This is a genomic window from Mesorhizobium waimense (assembly GCF_003601975.1).
Taxonomy (GTDB): Bacteria; Pseudomonadota; Alphaproteobacteria; order Rhizobiales; family Rhizobiaceae; genus Mesorhizobium; species Mesorhizobium waimense.
Genome location: NZ_QZWZ01000065.1, coordinates 1 through 16,796, shown reverse-complemented (window position 1 = coordinate 16,796; position 16,796 = coordinate 1). Strand labels below are relative to the sequence as shown.

Here is a 16,796-nt window from a genome sequence, read left to right as displayed (position 1 = left end):
TTCTGCCCCGACCGCGCGCAAGAGTCGCCGACACAACTCCGGGTACCGGGCAAATAGATGCGGAGACATCGAGGACTCCCGAAGCCTCCGCTTACTTTCGTATCGGACCTTAGAGCGCGGCCTTGACCTTTTCGGCTACCTCAGCTGGAACCCACTTGGTCCAGACTTCCGGCATGCTCTTGAGGAACCACTTGGCGCCGTCCGCACCGTTTGCCTGGTTCTCGGTCATCCACAGCATGACCTTGCCGACATCAGCCTGGGTCCACCCTCTCCCCTTCAGATAGTCGCGGGCCACGGCGATATCATCGCGCTTCAAGAAAGCGCCGGTGACAAGTGTCGCCATCTCGTTCGACGTCCAGTAATTTGGCTTGGGATCGGGGCAGTCCTGTTTCGTCGTGCAACGCGCCCACTCAGCGGCATCATGGGCCATTTCGAGACGCACCATCGGATACTTCACGAGAAGGGATGTTGGCGCCCAATATTGCGCGATAAATCCCTGCTTCTGTTCATAGGCCTTGGCGATGACGCCATCCAGAGCAGCGGCAGAACCCGTCGGCACGAGAACGAAGTTGGGGTTGTTCAAGGCCTTGAAGAGCTGCGCGGTTACAACCGTGTCGCCCCACCCCTGCGGGCCCTGGATAATGGCACCCTTTGACGGGTCATCCGCCGCCGGGAACAGTTCCGGATGCTTCATCGCGTCGTCGACGGTCTTGATGTCAGGATGCGCCTCAGCGAAGTACTTGGGTATAAACCAGCCGGACATGGCGCCGTCGGAAATCGCCTGCCCCAGAATTGTGATCTTGCCTTCCTTCAGCGCGGCAGCAACGCTGTCTCCAAGAAGGCTGGGAGTGGCCTCGGAGGCAACGTCAGGCTGCTCCTTTTCGGCCATTGATGTAATCGTGGGCACTGTGTCACCAGCGACGACCGAGGCATTGCAGCCGTAGCCATTCTTGAGAATGAACTGGTCGACATAAGTCATGGCCTGGTTGGACTGCCAACTGAATTCCGACAGGACAATGTCGCCGCAGGCTGCGTGTGCGGCTCCGCCGCTCAACAGAGCCCCGACAGAAAAGGCTGCAAGCAAGAACATTCTCATCCGATTTCTCCCATTGGTGCGTGACATTTGTTGTTCCGGCACCGAACCCACGCTGTTCGGTGAGACCCCACTGCGCTGGTGAGGTGTTTTTGCTTCAATGAGCATTTCGTCGAGGCCAGGGACGGTAAAGGGCAATTCGATTCATGGATGTATGAGCGAGAACACTGGACAGGCTATCAGCCTTCCCATCCATGGCGTTGACGCGCGGCGTCCGGCTGTTCGCCAGTGGACGCACGCTCAGATCGGTGTCTGATCGAAATTAGCCGGACGCGTTTGCCCGGAGCCAGTCGCGGAACTGCACGACCGCTCTGCGGATACCTGGTCCTGAAGCGGTCACCGCATAGTGGTGACGACCTGTTTCAAGAGTATGGTCAAATGCGACCTTCAACCATCCGGCGTTAAGCGCCTGGTCGATGATTGGTCGTTGCCCCAGTACAAGTCCCTCACCCCTCTCGGCCGCCTTCTGGGCGAGGAGCGAATCGTTGACCTCCAGCGCGACCGGCAAATTTGGCGGCACGGGCACGTTTAGCGCACGCAACCACTCGCCCCAGCCAGGCCTGAGCCGGTAGGGGTCGATGTAATGGATGAGCGGGTGCGACACCAATTCCGGGATTGAGCTGAACGGACCATGGCGCTCAAGGAACTCTGGGCTGCAGACCGGAACAATATGCTCCGGCCAGAGCTGCGTGCTGCTGCAACCGGGCCAGTGTCCGTCGCCAAGGCGGATATGAACGTCGATTCCCGAGGAAGCCAGATCGGGGTCGCGGTCAAGACAACGAATTTCGATTTGCAGATTGGGGTGATCTTGCCGCAGCTTTCCCAGCCTCGGCAACAGCCACTCTGTAGCAAGTACCGTGGAAGCACTGGCGACAATTTTGTCCCGATGCACCGAGCCGGAAATTTCAGCCAGCGTCTCGGTGATGGTTCCGAAGCCGCTCGCCACCGCCGAATAGAGCCGCACGCCCTGTGTTGTCAGGCTGAGGGTTCGGTGTTCGCGCACGAACAATGGATGGCCCAGCGTCGCCTCGAGTTGCTTGATGCCATGACTCACCGCAGGCTGAGTTATCGAGAGTTCGCTGGCTGCGGTCGAAAAATTCAGATGACGCGCGGCGGCCTCGAACAGGATCAAACCATGCAGCGACGGTACTGATTGCCGAAAGGTGCGTCGGTCGTGACTCATATGTCCATGAATCTAATTGCTCTTTACCCCAATGGGCTGCGGCGGAATGCTGATGCTCTCAGTGGATCACCCTTCTACCGTCCGTTCAAGGATCCGACCAAAGAGAATTGAGAGTATCAACCAACCCGCTCCTCCAGCCGTGGCAGCCTGGGGCATTTCAATGCGCCTGCCACCGATGGCACAGCTTGCACCGAGACACCATCGCCAGGCGCAACATCCATACTGTCGTCCTTGAGGGCTCGTCGCCTGGCTGCCCTGATACGAAGGTCGGTTGGACCGTCCAATCGGCGACACCGAGCTACCACCGCCCGTTCAGCAATTTTCGGAAGCGTCCGATGGACACATTCAGCAGGAACACGGCTCCCCTTGCAACACTTGATACGCGAGTGACGCAGATCCGTTCTGCCTCGACCAGCAAGCGCCGCTGCGAGTTGACAATTCTGCTCGTTCCAGGGTTCTCGCAGCTCTGCCTTTCGTCTCTCATAGAACCCTTGAGAACGGCGAACATGCTTTCGCGGCGAGAGCTCTTTCGATGGCGGTTGATCGGGCCTTTCGGTGAGCCAGTCAAGTGCGCGAGCGGTATCCCCATCTGCGTAACGGGCGACGTTGAATCCGAGCGTGCCGAAGTTGACGCCGGCAGGGTGCCGGATGCTGCAATCGTGTGCGCCGGTGGGGGGATCGAGGGGTTTTGCACGCCAGCCGTGATGTCACTTCTCAGGCTCTACGCGCGACGCGGAGCCACACTTTTCGGAGTCAACACTGGAACCTGGCTGCTTGCGAAAGCCGGGATGCTTGACGGCATCAGGTGCACGATTCACTGGCTTAGACTGACTGCTCTTTCGGAGAAATTCGAAGACCTCAAGGCCGAGACTGCGCTCTTCATACGCGACGGCGCCTTTATCACCTGTTCAGGAGGCTTCGCAGCCTTCGACATGATGATCGACACGATCGAGAAGGAATTTGGCCACGAGTTGGCACAAACCGTCTGCCGGTACATGACCACAGACTCCACCCCTGATGGCACGGTTTCTGTTGCCACGCCCGCCAGTCTGCGCCTTGCGGGAACCAGCGCAAAACTCATCGGTGCAATTCGGCTGATGGAGGGCAATCTGGAGCAGCCGCTTTCGTTGAAACGGATAGCCAAGCTGGTTGGCACATCGCGTCGCCAATTGGAGAGGCTGTTTCACCACTGCCTCTCAACCACCCCCTGCCGCCACTATTTGAACCTGCGGCTTTCCCGCGCGCGACGGCTGCTGGATGCCACCGATCTCGGAGTCCTGGAGATTGCCGTTGCTTGCGGCTTCGAATCTCCTTCGCATTTTTCGAAGACCTTCCGCGAGCGTTTTGGAACGGCTCCAAATTCTGTTCGCAAGCTCGCTCGCAGCAGATGCTCGGACTACGACTATCGCGACGGGAGTGAAGCCCGGCAACAACGAGTTGCCATTTAGGCAGACATTTGCCGACGAACGCCATTTTTGCGCGGGGACGGCTCTTTTGCGCAACCAATTGCTCGGCCTATGTCTGCCTAGGGTCAGAACACGGCGATGCCCTGCGTATCTGAATGTCCGCTGTTGAAGATCCTGGGCTCCAAGCTGCCCGTCTGCTGTCGGCCCAACTCTCCTTTGGCTTGTAGCGGAGCGGCAGCTTTCGGCCCGGATGGCTTATCTGCCACGTCTCGATGATGAACAACGCGATCGCAGACGCCGAGTGGATGGCGAGTTTGGCGACGCGGGCGTCGATCCGGCGGAAGCCCTTCTCCTTGCCTTGCGCACCGCCGACGTGGGTTCGAAGCGAGCCAATGCTTTGTACCGCCGTCATTAGCCCAGAGAGCACCGCTTTCACTTATATCCGTCTATTTGCGATGAGGAGTAAGGCTTTGGCCCAAGGGCACAATTGGCCTCCCTTAAGGTCCGCTTCTGGAGGAACGCGGCCAACGCGGCGCCGCAGTCGAGCGTCCGCTTTCTGGGCAACGGCAACGAGCATCGTAGCGAATACGAATGTCTGCTTTTCCCTTTTGAGGGTCTAACTCAGTCCGACTTCTTCCGGCCCGACTATTCGCCGGGGTCGAATTCACCCTTTAACAAGAATGTCTCCACCGGCCCAAGCGGATTGATGATCCGGCTTTCCAGAACCTCGATAAGTTTGCGTCCGACACCCGCCATGTCCACGAAATGAACTCCAATCTTCACCGGCAGGAAGCGTGCAAGCCGCGTGCTGTCACGGGTGACGATGTGGACGTCACGGCCCGGCTCAAGACCCCGCCTGCCGAGAGCGTGTAACGCCCCCAGAAGGCCCAGTTCGTTGGCACATGCCAAGCCCGTCGGCGGATCTGACGACGCCAGCAGGCGATCGAACCAGGCCGCGCTCGATTCCATGGTGAACATGCCATGACCGATCAGCGATTGGTCGATGGGAATACCGGCCTCGGCCATTGCTCTTCCATACCCGGAAAGACGCATGGCACTGGCCTGATCCTCCGGAACGAGAAGTTGCAGCGCAATGCGTCGACAGCCCTTATCCATGAGCCGTCGCGTCGCCTCATAGGCAATCTGCTCGTTATCGACATCGACATAAGGATAAGGGGTATCCAGGTTCGTTCTTCCAAATGCGACGAATGGCATGCCTGCATCCAGCAGCAGCTTGACGCGCGGATCGTCCGAGACCATGCGCGTGATGATCAGTCCGTCTGTGCTGCGCGCCTGAAGCTGCCGCTGCACACTCTCGACGGGATCGTCGTCGGGAGTGGTGGAATAGATGGACAGACTATAACCCGCATGCCGCGCCGCCAGCGTCATGCCTTCGATCAAAGGAAGCTTCAACAGATCGGAGAGGTAGTCGCGCGTCTCCATTGGGAGCACTGCCGTCAGCGTCAGGGTTCGTCCGGTTTTCAGCGCGCGACCATGATGATTTGGGACATAGCCGACCCGCTTCGCCGCCTCCTTGACGCGGGCTATGGTCGAGGGCTGCACTTCCGGCCCATCCTTCAGAGCGCGGGACACCGTGGTCACCGAAAGGGAAAGTTCCGCCGCGATCTGTTTTAGATTGGCCATATCGCCCGACTTCATTGCGAAAGCGCCGGCTGATCTTGCTGGGCATCGCAAGTTACCGGATTCGATCAGAGGGTCAAATCCAGGGTCACCGAACCTGAACGGACCTACCCGGCATCAGCTTGACTCCGAGGCACTTTTCGGTAATCGTAACGTTACGATTGATAAAAATGCCTATCTTACCGACATTTTGATGAATCTGGAGGAGGAGAAACTATGTCCCTGTTGCTACGCATTTCCCTGGCAGCGATCGCGGTCTCGGCAGCCTTGCCCGTCTATGCCCAGACAGTCACCATCACCACCGCGGGCGGCGACTATGGCAACGCCATAAAGGAGGCCATGTGGGCTCCTGCTGCAAAAGAGCTCGGCTTTGATGTCCGTGAGGAGACGCAAAGCGACGGCCTGGCCGCGCTGAAGATGCAGGTCACTTCGGGTGCGGTCACCACCGACATCATCCACCTGGGCTCACCGGAGGGCGCGCAGGCGGCCGCACAGTCGCTGCTGGAGCCGCTAGACTACAAGATCATCGATCCCAACTCCGTGCCGGCCGGTGCAAAGTCCGACTACTGCTATCCGTTCGACTCCTATGGCACCGTCATGTCGTGGAACACGAAAACCTATGGCGAGAACCCGCCGAAGACGTGGGCGGAGTTCTGGGATGTCGCCAAATTTCCGGGCCGTCGCGCCCTGCGTGCCAATGCGCAGGACTCGATCGAGATCGCGCTGCTCTCCGATGGCGTGGCACCCGCGGACGTCTATTCCGTGCTCAGCACGCCGGAAGGTCTGGAGCGCGCCATCAAGCGGCTTGAAGCGCTCAAACCAAATGTCGCCGTGTGGTGGACCTCGGGAGCGCAGTCCGCGCAGTTGCTGAAAGATGGTGAGGCGGATCTGGTCGTTACCTGGAACGGACGGGCCCAAACCGTGAAAGCGGATGGTGGCGCGGCTGACTACACGTTCAAGGGTTCGGTCATTGGCACCGACTGTCTTGCGGTGCCGAAGGGGGCGCCGAACAAGGAAGCAGCCATGAAGCTCATCGCAGCGATGACACAGCCCGCGCGCGTGGCGAAGCTGACCGACTTCATAGCCTATGGCCCGGTCAATCCTGCTGGCTATGAGGGTGGCCTTATTCCCGAGGACCGTCTGAAGACCCTTGCGACCGCGCCTGAAAATGCTGGCACTTCGGTATTTTCGAATGCGGACTGGTGGGTCAAGAATGGCGAGGCTGCCCAAAAAGCCTTCGATGAGATGATGGCCCGCTGAGTCTCAGCGATAAGGCTGAAGCACATGATGAAGTCGCTCCCGATCACCATCGACAGCGTGCGCAAGACCTATGGATCCTACGTCGCGCTGGACGATGTCTCGCTCGACATTCAGGCTGGCGAATTCCTCACGCTGCTGGGGCCGTCCGGGTCGGGCAAGACCACGCTGCTCATGGCTTTGGCCGGTTTTGTCCGGCCCGATTCCGGTAAACTATTGTTGGACGATCGGGACATTACCCGCTTGGCCCCCAACAAGCGGGACATCGGCATTGTGTTCCAGAACTACGCCCTGTTTCCCCACATGAACGTCTTGGCGAATGTCGAGTATCCGTTGGCGCTGCGCAAGACGCCGAAAGTGGAGGCCCGGCAGCGGGCGCTTGACACCTTGGCCCGCGTGAAGCTGGAAGGTCTGTCGGAGCGCAACATTGCCGCATTGTCCGGCGGTCAGCGCCAGCGGGTGGCGTTGGCGCGGGCGATCGTCTTCGAGCCACGCGTGATGCTGATGGACGAACCGTTGTCGGCGCTCGACAAGAATCTGCGCGAAACCATGCAGTACGAGATCCGGCGTCTGCACGATGATCTGGGGATCACAACGATCTATGTGACGCATGACCAGCGCGAAGCGCTGATTATGTCAGACCGGGTTGCGGTGATGAATTCCGGCCGCATCCAGCAGATCGATACGCCACAGCAGATTTATGATCGTCCATCGACCCGCTTCGTCGCGGAGTTCATGGGTGAGGCCAACATTGTGGCCCCGGGCTCGGTGCGCAGAATAGACGGCGCCGATCCGTCACGCGAAGCTCTGATGATCCGCGCGGAAAGCTTCCATCTTGATGCGAAGCTCGTCGGGCGAGACGGGGTGGCGCTCGACGGAACGCTGTGCGCTAAGGCGTTTCGCGGCGAGAACTGGCTTTTGACGCTGGCGCTTGACGGCGGGCAAGAGATTCTTGTCTGCATTCCGGCGGCGTTGGCCAGTGGCTGCGCCGAGCTTACCACCGGGCAGCGAGTGACCGCATATGCACCAGCTGCGAAAGTTCACGCGATACCGGGAGCGAGAGCGTGACCGTCCTCGCGGATACTGCGCTGGCGGCAGACGCACGACGCGAGCGGCGGTTCTTCCTCTCGCTTTCACTGCCTGCGCTTTTCATCGTTGGACTGGCGGCGATCCTGCCCATCGTTTGGATCATCCGGCAATCCTTCCTGACCACGGGGGGTGAATACACCGTCGGCAACTACGAGAAGGTGCTCTCGAGCGGACTGACATGGTCGGCGCTCGTCACAACCCTTGAACTGTCCCTGGGCACGCTGGCGATCTGCATTCTACTCGGCACCCCCCTGGCGCTCGCCCTGGCCAGCGCCAGACCAAGGGTGGCCAATTTGCTGATGGCCTTCGTCATGCTGCCGTTGTGGACCTCCATTCTGGTGCGCACCTATGGCTGGCTCGTGCTCTTGCGGCGCGATGGCCTGATCAACGCGGCTCTGACCGGTTCAGGCCTGACAGCCGAGCCATTGCCGCTGGTCTACAACTTCACGGGAACGCTCATCGGCATGGTTCACTACATGCTGCCGCTTTTTCTGCTGCCCGTTTATGCCGCGATGCGCGATATCGACGCAAACCTCATTCGCGCGTCGGCGAGCATGGGCGCCACTCTCGGGCAGGCGATCCGCACCGTCATTCTGCCTCTTTCGGCCGGCGGAATCTTCTCGGGTTCGATCATCGTCTTCATCTACACCATAGGGTTTTTCATCACGCCGGCGGTGCTTGGCGGCGGCAAGGTAAATCCTCTCTCCATCCGGATCGAGCGTACGCTGTCGACCTTTCAGGATTGGGGATCGGCGAGCGTCCTGGGTATTCTGCTCCTCATTTTAATGGCGTTGATGGGCGTGATGTTCCTGGCTGCACGGCGGCTGATTGCTGGGCGCAAAGTCGGCACAGCCCATGCTTGAAGCCTATCCAGACAACAGGCTGTCCCGCATCCTTCTGTGGAGTTTCTGCGCGCTCGTAATGGCGTTCCTGATGCTGCCGACAATGGTGGTCGTCCCGCTCTCCTTTTCGTCGTCCAATCTTCTCGAGTTCCCCCCACGCGCATACTCGTTGCGCTGGTACGAGACTCTCTTCGGTTCGGCGACATGGATGGCCGCACTCAGGACGAGCCTGATCCTTGGGGCATTGACGGCGATGATCGCAGTGCCGCTTGGGCTGCTGGCCTGCATCTCGATCAATCGGCTCGGCGGAAAGGCCGCCGTAGCCATTCAGGGCGTTCTGCTCACCCCGTCCATTGTGCCGGGCATACTGCTTGCGATCGGTCTCTTCTTTGTTCTGGCAGCGCAACATCTGGTCGGAACGCTGTTCGGTGTACTGGTCGGACATGTGGTGCTGGCCATCCCGGTCGCGTGCGTTGTGTTGTTGCCCGCTCTGGCCCGCTTTGACTGGAACCAGGTTCAGGCGGCGCGAAGCCTCGGCGCAAACTGGGCGAGAGCCATTGGCGGAATAATTGTCCCGCAACTTCAGATCAGTCTGTTGTCGGCTACGCTGATGGCCTTCCTGACTTCGCTCGACGAGTCTGTCATTTCGATCTTCGTTGCCAGCGGTCAAAACAGCACGCTGCCGAAGCTCATGTTCCTGTCGCTGCGCGATCAGATCGATCCGACTATTGCGGCGATCTCGACATTATGGACCGTCATCGTCGTGGCCGTAGTCCTGATTGTGACCCTTCGCCAAAAATCCTGACCGAGACTGGAAACATGCCCACAAATCATCACGCAGCCGATGCTCCGGCGGATCAATCAACGGACATACCTCAGGTAGGGTTGGCCATCATCACCGGCTCGGCAAACTGGGGGCTTGCCTTCCCGGAAGATGTCGAGTTCGAGGGTGTGCGCACCTTGCGGCGCGAAATGAGTTTTGAAACGCCTTTCGGTCGCTCCGACAACTGGAAGCTTCTCGAGTTCGATGCGTCGATTACAGCCGAAGGTAAAGCGAAACGTGCGTTGTGCATGTATTCGCACGGCAATCCCCGCGACCATATCGACCATTCCTGCCACCGCCGCGCGTTCTGGATATTGATGCAAGCGGGTGTACGACAAGTGCTCGCCTGCTCGACCGTTGGCGCCGTCAACAAGGCGATCCAGCCCGGAGACATGGTGGTGAACGCCGATATCATCGAACTGTCGCAGACCCCGTTTTCACTGCTGCCTGGCCGCCAGAGCTTCGACTGCTCGGGCAAGCAGATCGTATGTCCAAGATGTGCGGCATTGCTGGCCGAGACCGCCCGGCGCCATTGGCCTGCCGAATGCCGGGTCCATGGCATCGAACAGCAGTTGGTGGCTGCCCATTGCTATGGGCCGCGACTGACAACACCAGCCGAAGCTCTGGCGTATCGGGGCATGGGGGCGGATGTGCTCAACCATTCGATAGCCCCTGAGGCTACCTTGTCGCGCGAAATCGGCGCGTGTTTCGTACCATGCGCGTTCGTTACGGCCGGCTTTAACGACTATATGGATCGCAATCGCCAGAAATTGCTGCAGGAGGACGTGTTGCCGAGCCTCTCTATGACAGCCTCGCGGGTCGCGCTGGAGACTGCGGCGCGACTTCCGGTTAATCCGGAATGCTCTTGCCACGGTTTGAAGTCGCCTCAACCAGCAGAGCGTTCTACCCGGTTCTGACGCGCGGCGACGGAGCCACTCGAGTCTAATTCCGTCGATTGCTGCGTGAAGTGTCTCTGTGCAACGCAGCGCTGCACGACAGGCTGTAGTTATGGCTCTTGCCAGTCCGCAACTCGTTTCCCAGTGCCTGTACCCGCCATGAATTGAAGGTCTGGATTGGTCACGTCAGGAAGATGCTCGCGTCGAACTGAGAGTCCGCTTTTTGAATGTCTCAGCCGCGAAGTGTCCGGTCCGCTTCCGGCCCAAAACCGTCATCCTGACTGAATGTCAGGAAACCGCCAGAGGAAACCGCCGCCAGTTCTCGAATGACCGCAGTTGGGGCGTCAGCGGACCGTCCGCAATCAGCGCGGAACTATCAGAAAGCGGAAGTAGCGACAGCAGCAGATCGCTCACCTCATCCAGACAAACGACGCGCGGTGACCAGACGGGCGGGACACCAAGCGTGTCGCCAGGGTTGAGCGGAACGCCGCCGAGCGGCGTCCCGCGGCTTCGTTCACAAGCCTAGTTCTTGACCACGTCCTCCAGGAAGAACCGGCCCAGCGGATTCTGGTAGAAGTTCTCGATGTTCTTACGCGAGACGTTGATGAACGGGCTGTAGTACAGATCGATCCAGTTGACGTCCTCTTTGGCCATCTTCTGCAGGTCGGTGTACATTTGCTCGCGCTTGGCGGGATCCATCTCGGTGCGCGCCGCCGAGACCAGCTCCTTGACCTTCTCGTTGTTGTAGCGGGTCATGTAGTTCATGTTCGCGTCGTGGCCGAGCACGAAGGTGGTCTTCTGGTCTGGGTCCAGAATGTCGTTGGTCCAGTAGTTGACGCCGACGTCATAGTCGCCGGCCACCAGCATGTCCCATTCCTGGCTGGGGTCGACCTTCTGTATGTTGACGGTGACGCCGGCTTTGGCGAGCTGCTGCTGCAGCAGCACGGCCGTCTGCTCGACGATCTCGTCGCCGGCGCGCACGACGTAGTTGAGCGTCAGGTCCGAAGCCCCGGCGTCGGCCAGCATTTGCTTGGCCTTTTCCGGATCGTAGGGCCGCTTCAGATTGTCGGCGTAGTAATAGAGCGCGCCCTTCGGGACGTAGGAGTTTGCGACCTCGCCGTAGCCGAACGTTACCGTGTCGACCACAGCCTGCTCGTCGATGGCCATGTCGAGGGCCTGCCGCACCTCCTTCTTCGCCAGCGCGCCATGCTCGTGGTTAATCAGCAAGTGATCCTCGCGGGTCGACGGGTCTAGATGGACGGTGAGGTTGGAATCCTTCTGCAGTTCGGCGACGCGCGAGAATGGCACGAAGATCGCGGTGTCGAGCTGGCCGGCCTGCACGTTCAGCATGCGGGTGTTGTCGTCCGGCACGGAGATCCACTCGACGCCATCGAGACTGACACGATCGGCCTCCCAGAAATGCGGGTTTTTCGCCAGGATGACACGGTCGCCGCGCCGCCATTCCGTGATGGTGAAGGCGCCGGAGCCGATGGGCGTTTCGGCATATTTCTCCGGACCCAGCGTCTCGAACCCCTTCTTGGAAAGCACTGAGGCGATCGGGAAGGCCAGCGTCGCCAGGAATGGCGCGGTCGCCTGCTTGAGTTTGATCGTGACGGTCTTCGGATCGGTTGCCTCGACCGTATCCATCACCTTGAAGGGATCCGCCCACAGCGAGCCCTTATCGTCCCTGATGCGGGTGAGGCTGAACACCACGTCGCCGGCCGTCAGGTCGGAGCCGTCCGAGAACTTCGCGTCGCGCAGCTTGAGCGTATAGGTGAGGCCGTCCGGGCTGACCTCCCAGCTCTCGGCGAGACCGGGCTCCAGTTTGGTGCCGGTCTTGTCGACACGGATCAGCACGTCATAGACGTTGGCGAACACCCACAGGTCGATGTTCTGGGCGGTCTTGATCGGATCGAAGGTGGTCGAATCCTCGCGCCGACCGATCGTCAGTACACCGGCGGCTTCTGCGAGCGTCGCCCCCAGGGACAGGCTGGTCATAACGGTGACCAGGCCGATGCGCATCCATTTGCTTCTTAACATCCGTATTCCCCTTCTGGTTTGCCTCTGGTTTTCAGTTTGCGACCCCGTCGGCCTGCGCGGTCGCCATCTTCGAGGGAGCAAGCAGCGGCTTGTCCGGATCGATATGCGGAACGGCGGCGATCAGCGCGGCGGTGTAGGCATGCTTCGGCCGGGAGAACACCTCCTCCGACCGACCTTCCTCGACAATCGCGCCGCGGTGCATCACCACTACACGCTGGCAGAGATTACGCACGATGGCGAGATCGTGGGCGATGAATATCAGCGTGAGCGACATACGCTCCACCAGTTCGCGGAACAGCTCCACAATCTGCGCCTGGATGGTGACGTCGAGGGCGGCCACGCACTCGTCCGCAATGATCAGTTTCGGGTCGACGGCAAGCGCGCGAGCTATGCCGGCGCGCTGGCATTGGCCGCCGCTCATCGAGCGAGGCTTGCGGTCGAGGAACGCGCGCCCCAGGCCGACCAGGTCGAGCAGTTCGCCGCAGCGTGCTGGTATTTGCGCGGACTCGATCTTGCCCTGTACCCGCAGGACCTCCGCCAGCATCTTGCCAACGGTAAGATGCGGGTTGAGGGCGTTGTAGGGGTCCTGGAAAACCATGGCGGTTTGGCGTCGCAGCGTGGCGAGGACTGCGCGACCCGAGGCGATGTCCGCACCATCGAAACGTATCGTGCCTGACGAGATCGGCGTAAGGCCAAGGACGGCGCGCGCCAGAGTGCTCTTGCCGCTTCCGGATTCGCCGACAATGCCGACCGTTTCGCCCGGCATGACACGGAGCGTGACCTCTTTGACGGCATCAACCGCGCCTCGCCGGAACAGGCCGCCGGTGGCGAAGCGTACATGCAGCTTCTCGATGTCGACCAGCGGCATCGCTCCGGGTGCCTGGCGCTTCTCAGTCTTTGCCGGCATGTCCTTCTCCGGCAGCGAGGGATGACTGGCGATCAGCGAACGGGTGTAGGCGTGCGCCGGCGCCGCAAGCAGGCCGCGCTTCTCTCCAACCTCCACCAATCGACCTTGCCTCATCACCGCGATGCGGTCGCAGACTTGGGCTACGATGCCGAGATCGTGGGTGACCAGGATCACCGAGAGCCCACGCCTGGCGCGGATGTCCATCAGAAGCCGCAGGATCTGCGCCTGTATCGTTACGTCGAGTGCCGTCGTCGGCTCGTCGGCGATCAGGATCCTGGGATTGCTCGATAGCGCCGCGCCGATCATGGCGCGCTGGCGCATGCCGCCGGAGAATTCGTGCGGATAGCTATCGTAATGCCGAGCCGGATCCTGAAACCCGACCTGGGCGAGGATATCCACGGCCGCGGCGCGCGCCGCCCTGGCGTTCAGCCGCTGGTGAAAGCGGATCCCCTCGCTGATCTGGTCGCCGATCCTCATGACCGGGTCGAGATGACTGCTCGGATTCTGGAAGATCATGCCGATTTCACCGCCGCGCACGGCGAGCATCTCGGCCTCCGGCGCAGTCGTCAGCTCACGTCCGGAAAGTGTGATCGAGCCGCCGCTGATCCTGAGCCGGCTCGATGGCAGCAGCCTAACGAGGGAGCGGCAGAGAAGGCTCTTACCCGACCCGCTCTCGCCGACCAGCCCGAGCACTTCTCCCGGGGCGAGGTCGAGCGACACGGCATCAAGCAGGGTACGCTCCCCGCCGTCATCGTCATGGACGACCGTCAGGTCGGTGATCTTGAGCAGAGCCGCTATCATTCGTGGACCCCGAACAAGTCGGCCAGCCCGTCGCCGATCATGCTAAAGGCAAAGGCGAGCGTCACGATCGAAAGCCCCGGGAACAGCGTAATCCACCACGCGGTGGTGACGAAGGCTTGGCCTTCCGCCACCATCACGCCCCACTCCGCGACTGGCGGCTGCACGCCGAGCCCGAGATAGCTGATGGCCGCGCCATTCAGCAGGACGAGGACCGCGTCGGACATCGCGAAGACGACCGAGCCGGCAGCGGCATTGGGCAGGAGGTGCCGGAACATGATGCGCGTGCGGCTGAAGCCGAGGCTGACCGCGGCAACCGCGTAGTCGTGGTTCTTGAGCACGAGCATCTGGGCGCGGACGAGCCGCGCGTAGGACACCCAGCCGACGAGGGCCATGGCGATGTAGAAACTGGCCAGGCCAGGCCCCAGGATCGCAATGATCGACAGCATCAATACCAGGAACGGGAAGGCCAGGATGATGTCGACCAGCCGCATGAAGATGGCGTCGACTATCCCGCCGAAGAAACCGGCTACCGTGCCCAGCGTGGTGCCGATGAGAAAGGGAAAGATAACGCCGATGATGGCGATCTGCAGGTCGATGCGCGCACCCCAGATGACGCGCGAGAGGATGTCGCGGCCGAAATTGTCGGTCCCGAACGAGTGCAGCCAGGACGGCCCCTGGAGCCGTGCTGTCGCGTCCTGTGCGATCGGATCGTAGGGCGCGATCAGCGGCGCGCCGAGCGCCAGGACGACGAACCCGCCAAGCAGAAAGACGCCGGCCGCCAGCGTGCCGCGGCGGCGAAAGCGGCCGCTCCTGCCGAGCGCGGGGGCGGCCAAGGGCTCGCTCACAGCTTCACCCTCGGATCTAGAGCCACCGTGACGATGTCGGCCAGGAAGTTGATCAGCACGGTGGCGCAGGCGAAGACCATCGCCACGCCCTGCACGACCATGTAGTCGCGCGAGAAGATGGCGCGCACCAGCAGCTGGCCCATGCCGGGCAGCGCAAACACGGTCTCCACCACGACGGTGCCGCCTATCAGCCAACCTATGTTTACGGCGAGAAGGTTGACGGCCGGCACCAGCGAGTTTGGCAGCACGTGGCGCCAGAACACGATGCTCTCCGGCATGCCGCGCGCGCGCGCGGCAGTCGCCACGTCGGACCTCAAGCCTTCGACCATCGCCGCACGCAAACTGCGCGCCAGAACGGTCGACAGCGACAGCGACACAGTGAGGCTCGGTAGCACGAGATGCGCAAGCTTTTCAGAAAGCGTATTGCCGTAACCGGACACCGGGAGGATGGCGAGTTCGACGCTGAATAGGATGATCAGCATCAGGCCGAGCCAGAAGGGTGGGAAGCCGATGCCGAAGGTGGAAACGATGCGGATCACCTGGTCCGCCAGCCTGCCGTGATTGCGCGCCGCGATCGCCGCCACCGGCACGGCGATCAATACCGACAGCACCATGCTGCAAAGCACCAGCATCAAAGTAGGCTCGATGCGCGTGGCGATCAGCTTCAGCACATCGATCTTGTAGAGGATCGAGCGCCCCATCTCGCCGTCCGCGAGGTTGCGCAGGAAGTAGAAATACTGGGCGAGCAGGGGCTCATCGAGGCCGTACTGCGCGCGGATGCGGGCGATCGCTTCCGGGGTGGCGCGGGTGCCGAGCAGAACGCGCGCGGGATCGCCAGGGATCAGCCGGACAAGGATGAACGTGATGACGCTGATGCCGAAAAGCACCGGCAGGAACTGAAGCGGGCGGTATAGAACGAACTTATAGCGGTGCATGGCCCTGAGGGGTTTCCCCGTCCGCTCCCTTCCACCTGCATTCCGCCTGCATCAGCCTGCCTTGTTGCGCGAGAGGAACCCCGAAAGGATCGGATAGTATGCAGCCGGGTTCTCGTAAAAGGGCATGTGACTCGCATTCGGGATGATGTGCAACTCCGACTGCGGCAGGCCAAGTTTCATGCGCAGACCACAGGCTGGCGTCAGTTCGTCGTGCTCGCCATGCGTGATCAGCACCTGCACCTTGATCCTGGGCAGGTCGGGCACCCGGTTCCAGTCCTTGAGATTGCCGATGTAGAGAAACTCGTTCGGACCTTGCATGGTCGCGTAGGGTCCCATGTTCCAGTCATCGAGCGAGCGGCGCACCGGCGCCGGCCATTCGAGCAGGCGGCAGACATGGCGGTAGTTGAGGATCGTCACCGCCGCCATGTATTCCGGATGATCGTAGGTTCCCTGCGCCTCGTGCTTCTGCATCATCGATACGGTCTCGGCTCCCAGCGAGGCGCGCAGGCGTTCCAGTTCCAGGGCAAGATGCGGCATGTCGGCGACGGTATCCTCGAGGATCAACGTCTGCAGGTTCTCCTGGTAGGCCAGCGCATAGTCGATCGCCAGCCAGCCGCCCCAGGAATGACCCAGCATGTGGACCTTGCCGAGCCCCAGCGTCTTGCGAACCGTCTCGGTCTCCTCGACGTAGCGCGCGATAGTCCACAACGAGGTGTCCGTCGGCCGGTCGGAGGCCCCGGTGCCAAGCTGGTCGAACGCCACGACCCTGTATCCCTGGTCTACCAGGCAGGAGTGCGATTCGCGAAGGTAGTCGCAGGGCAGGCCAGGCCCGCCGTTGAGGCAGAACACCGTCTCGCTGCCGGCGCCGAAGCTGTAGGCAACGACCTTAAAGCCGTCGACGTTTACCTCGATGCGATCGTCGGCCGCCATCTCACGCCACATGATACGCTCCGAATGCACAGCTTTTAGGCATGCTCATATTTTAAGCGAAACGTTGGGAGTGCATCAGCTATAAGAAGTGATAGGGTGGGTCCGGGA

General features: G+C 61.0%; 15 protein-coding genes. 6 read left to right on the top strand and 9 right to left on the bottom strand.

All coding sequences use genetic code 11. The features are described 5' to 3' along the window. Positions 1 to 109: 109 nt before the first annotated feature. Together D3227_RS36665 and D3227_RS36660 are read right to left on the bottom strand one after the other, a co-directional pair. Positions 110 to 1,096 carry a glycine betaine ABC transporter substrate-binding protein gene (locus tag D3227_RS36665; RefSeq protein ID WP_120018993.1) on the bottom strand — a complete coding sequence of 329 codons (987 nt, stop codon included), beginning with the start codon at positions 1,094 to 1,096 and terminating at the stop codon, positions 110 to 112. Between the two features lie 259 nt (positions 1,097 to 1,355). Beyond that, positions 1,356 to 2,225, bottom strand: a complete 870-nt coding sequence (locus tag D3227_RS36660) for a LysR substrate-binding domain-containing protein (RefSeq protein ID WP_167481021.1) — start codon at positions 2,223 to 2,225, stop codon at positions 1,356 to 1,358. A gap of 386 nt (positions 2,226 to 2,611) precedes the next feature. On the opposite strand from D3227_RS36660, the gene D3227_RS36655 reads away from it, so the two are divergent. Continuing rightward, entirely contained in the window at positions 2,612 to 3,724 is a 1,113-nt protein-coding gene (locus tag D3227_RS36655) for a GlxA family transcriptional regulator (RefSeq protein WP_120018991.1), read from the top strand. Positions 3,725 to 3,791: 67 nt separating this feature from the next. Here D3227_RS36655 and D3227_RS44575 read toward each other — a convergent pair whose 3' ends face one another. Both D3227_RS44575 and D3227_RS36645 read right to left on the bottom strand, forming a co-directional pair. Next, complete coding sequence (locus D3227_RS44575) at positions 3,792 to 4,109, bottom strand: abortive infection family protein (RefSeq protein WP_425374594.1); 318 nt, start codon at positions 4,107 to 4,109, stop codon at positions 3,792 to 3,794. Between the two features lie 218 nt (positions 4,110 to 4,327). Beyond that, complete coding sequence (locus D3227_RS36645; RefSeq protein ID WP_245452084.1) at positions 4,328 to 5,341, bottom strand: LacI family DNA-binding transcriptional regulator; 1,014 nt, start codon at positions 5,339 to 5,341, stop codon at positions 4,328 to 4,330. Positions 5,342 to 5,539: 198 nt separating this feature from the next. Between D3227_RS36645 and D3227_RS36640 the strand changes: the two genes are divergently transcribed. Genes D3227_RS36640 through D3227_RS36620 form a run of 5 tightly spaced genes read left to right on the top strand, consistent with a single transcriptional unit; the run spans position 5,540 to position 10,251 of the window. Beyond that, on the top strand, positions 5,540 to 6,583 hold the full coding sequence (locus tag D3227_RS36640) for an ABC transporter substrate-binding protein (protein ID WP_120018989.1): 1,044 nt from the start codon (positions 5,540 to 5,542) through the stop codon (positions 6,581 to 6,583). A 27-nt stretch (positions 6,584 to 6,610) separates the two neighbouring features. After that, positions 6,611 to 7,648: an ABC transporter ATP-binding protein gene (locus tag D3227_RS36635; protein ID WP_120019006.1), complete on the top strand. Its 1,038-nt coding sequence runs from the start codon at positions 6,611 to 6,613 to the stop codon at positions 7,646 to 7,648. Then, positions 7,645 to 8,532 carry an ABC transporter permease gene (locus D3227_RS36630; RefSeq protein ID WP_120018988.1) on the top strand — a complete coding sequence of 296 codons (888 nt, stop codon included), beginning with the start codon at positions 7,645 to 7,647 and terminating at the stop codon, positions 8,530 to 8,532. The genes D3227_RS36635 and D3227_RS36630 overlap by 4 nt, the downstream gene beginning before the upstream one ends. Continuing rightward, a complete protein-coding gene (locus D3227_RS36625) occupies positions 8,525 to 9,316 on the top strand; it encodes an ABC transporter permease (protein WP_120018986.1) in 792 nt (263 codons plus the stop codon). Before D3227_RS36630 ends, D3227_RS36625 begins: the two co-directional genes overlap by 8 nt. Before the next feature lie 14 nt (positions 9,317 to 9,330). Next, positions 9,331 to 10,251 carry a phosphorylase family protein gene (locus D3227_RS36620; RefSeq protein WP_120018985.1) on the top strand — a complete coding sequence of 307 codons (921 nt, stop codon included), beginning with the start codon at positions 9,331 to 9,333 and terminating at the stop codon, positions 10,249 to 10,251. A gap of 501 nt (positions 10,252 to 10,752) precedes the next feature. Here D3227_RS36620 and D3227_RS36615 read toward each other — a convergent pair. From D3227_RS36615 to D3227_RS36595, 5 genes are read right to left on the bottom strand one after another with little or no spacing between them, the layout of a single operon-like run. Then, positions 10,753 to 12,252: an ABC transporter substrate-binding protein gene (locus D3227_RS36615; RefSeq protein ID WP_120018983.1), complete on the bottom strand. Its 1,500-nt coding sequence runs from the start codon at positions 12,250 to 12,252 to the stop codon at positions 10,753 to 10,755. Between the two features lie 49 nt (positions 12,253 to 12,301). After that, the gene (locus D3227_RS36610) at positions 12,302 to 13,978 is read right to left on the bottom strand and encodes a dipeptide ABC transporter ATP-binding protein (RefSeq protein ID WP_120018981.1); all 1,677 of its coding nucleotides are present in this window, start codon (positions 13,976 to 13,978) and stop codon (positions 12,302 to 12,304) included. Next, positions 13,975 to 14,823 carry an ABC transporter permease gene (locus D3227_RS36605; protein ID WP_006206662.1) on the bottom strand — a complete coding sequence of 283 codons (849 nt, stop codon included), beginning with the start codon at positions 14,821 to 14,823 and terminating at the stop codon, positions 13,975 to 13,977. The genes D3227_RS36610 and D3227_RS36605 overlap by 4 nt, the downstream gene beginning before the upstream one ends. After that, positions 14,820 to 15,758, bottom strand: coding sequence for an ABC transporter permease (locus tag D3227_RS36600; RefSeq protein ID WP_120018979.1), 939 nt, complete (start codon positions 15,756 to 15,758; stop codon positions 14,820 to 14,822). Before D3227_RS36600 ends, D3227_RS36605 begins: the two co-directional genes overlap by 4 nt. Positions 15,759 to 15,809: 51 nt before the next feature. After that, positions 15,810 to 16,700 carry a proline iminopeptidase-family hydrolase gene (locus D3227_RS36595; RefSeq protein ID WP_120018978.1) on the bottom strand — a complete coding sequence of 297 codons (891 nt, stop codon included), beginning with the start codon at positions 16,698 to 16,700 and terminating at the stop codon, positions 15,810 to 15,812. Between the last annotated feature and the right edge of the window lie 96 nt (positions 16,701 to 16,796).

Bases quoted from the DNA above. Each gene is read 5' to 3' on its own strand.
- D3227_RS36645 (WP_245452084.1), bottom strand. From the start codon at position 5,341: ATGAAGTCGGGCGATATGGCCAATCTAAAACAGATCGCGGCGGAACTT.
- D3227_RS36610 (WP_120018981.1), bottom strand. From the start codon at position 13,978: ATGATAGCGGCTCTGCTCAAGATCACCGACCTGACGGTCGTCCATGAC.
- D3227_RS36620 (WP_120018985.1), top strand. From the start codon at position 9,331: ATGCCCACAAATCATCACGCAGCCGATGCTCCGGCGGATCAATCAACG.
- D3227_RS36625 (WP_120018986.1), top strand. From the start codon at position 8,525: ATGCTTGAAGCCTATCCAGACAACAGGCTGTCCCGCATCCTTCTGTGG.
- D3227_RS36640 (WP_120018989.1), top strand. From the start codon at position 5,540: ATGTCCCTGTTGCTACGCATTTCCCTGGCAGCGATCGCGGTCTCGGCA.
- D3227_RS36595 (WP_120018978.1), bottom strand. From the start codon at position 16,700: ATGTGGCGTGAGATGGCGGCCGACGATCGCATCGAGGTAAACGTCGAC.
- D3227_RS36615 (WP_120018983.1), bottom strand. From the start codon at position 12,252: ATGCGCATCGGCCTGGTCACCGTTATGACCAGCCTGTCCCTGGGGGCG.
- D3227_RS36665 (WP_120018993.1), bottom strand. From the start codon at position 1,096: ATGAGAATGTTCTTGCTTGCAGCCTTTTCTGTCGGGGCTCTGTTGAGC.
- D3227_RS36635 (WP_120019006.1), top strand. From the start codon at position 6,611: ATGAAGTCGCTCCCGATCACCATCGACAGCGTGCGCAAGACCTATGGA.
- D3227_RS36655 (WP_120018991.1), top strand. From the start codon at position 2,612: ATGGACACATTCAGCAGGAACACGGCTCCCCTTGCAACACTTGATACG.
- D3227_RS36600 (WP_120018979.1), bottom strand. From the start codon at position 15,758: ATGCACCGCTATAAGTTCGTTCTATACCGCCCGCTTCAGTTCCTGCCG.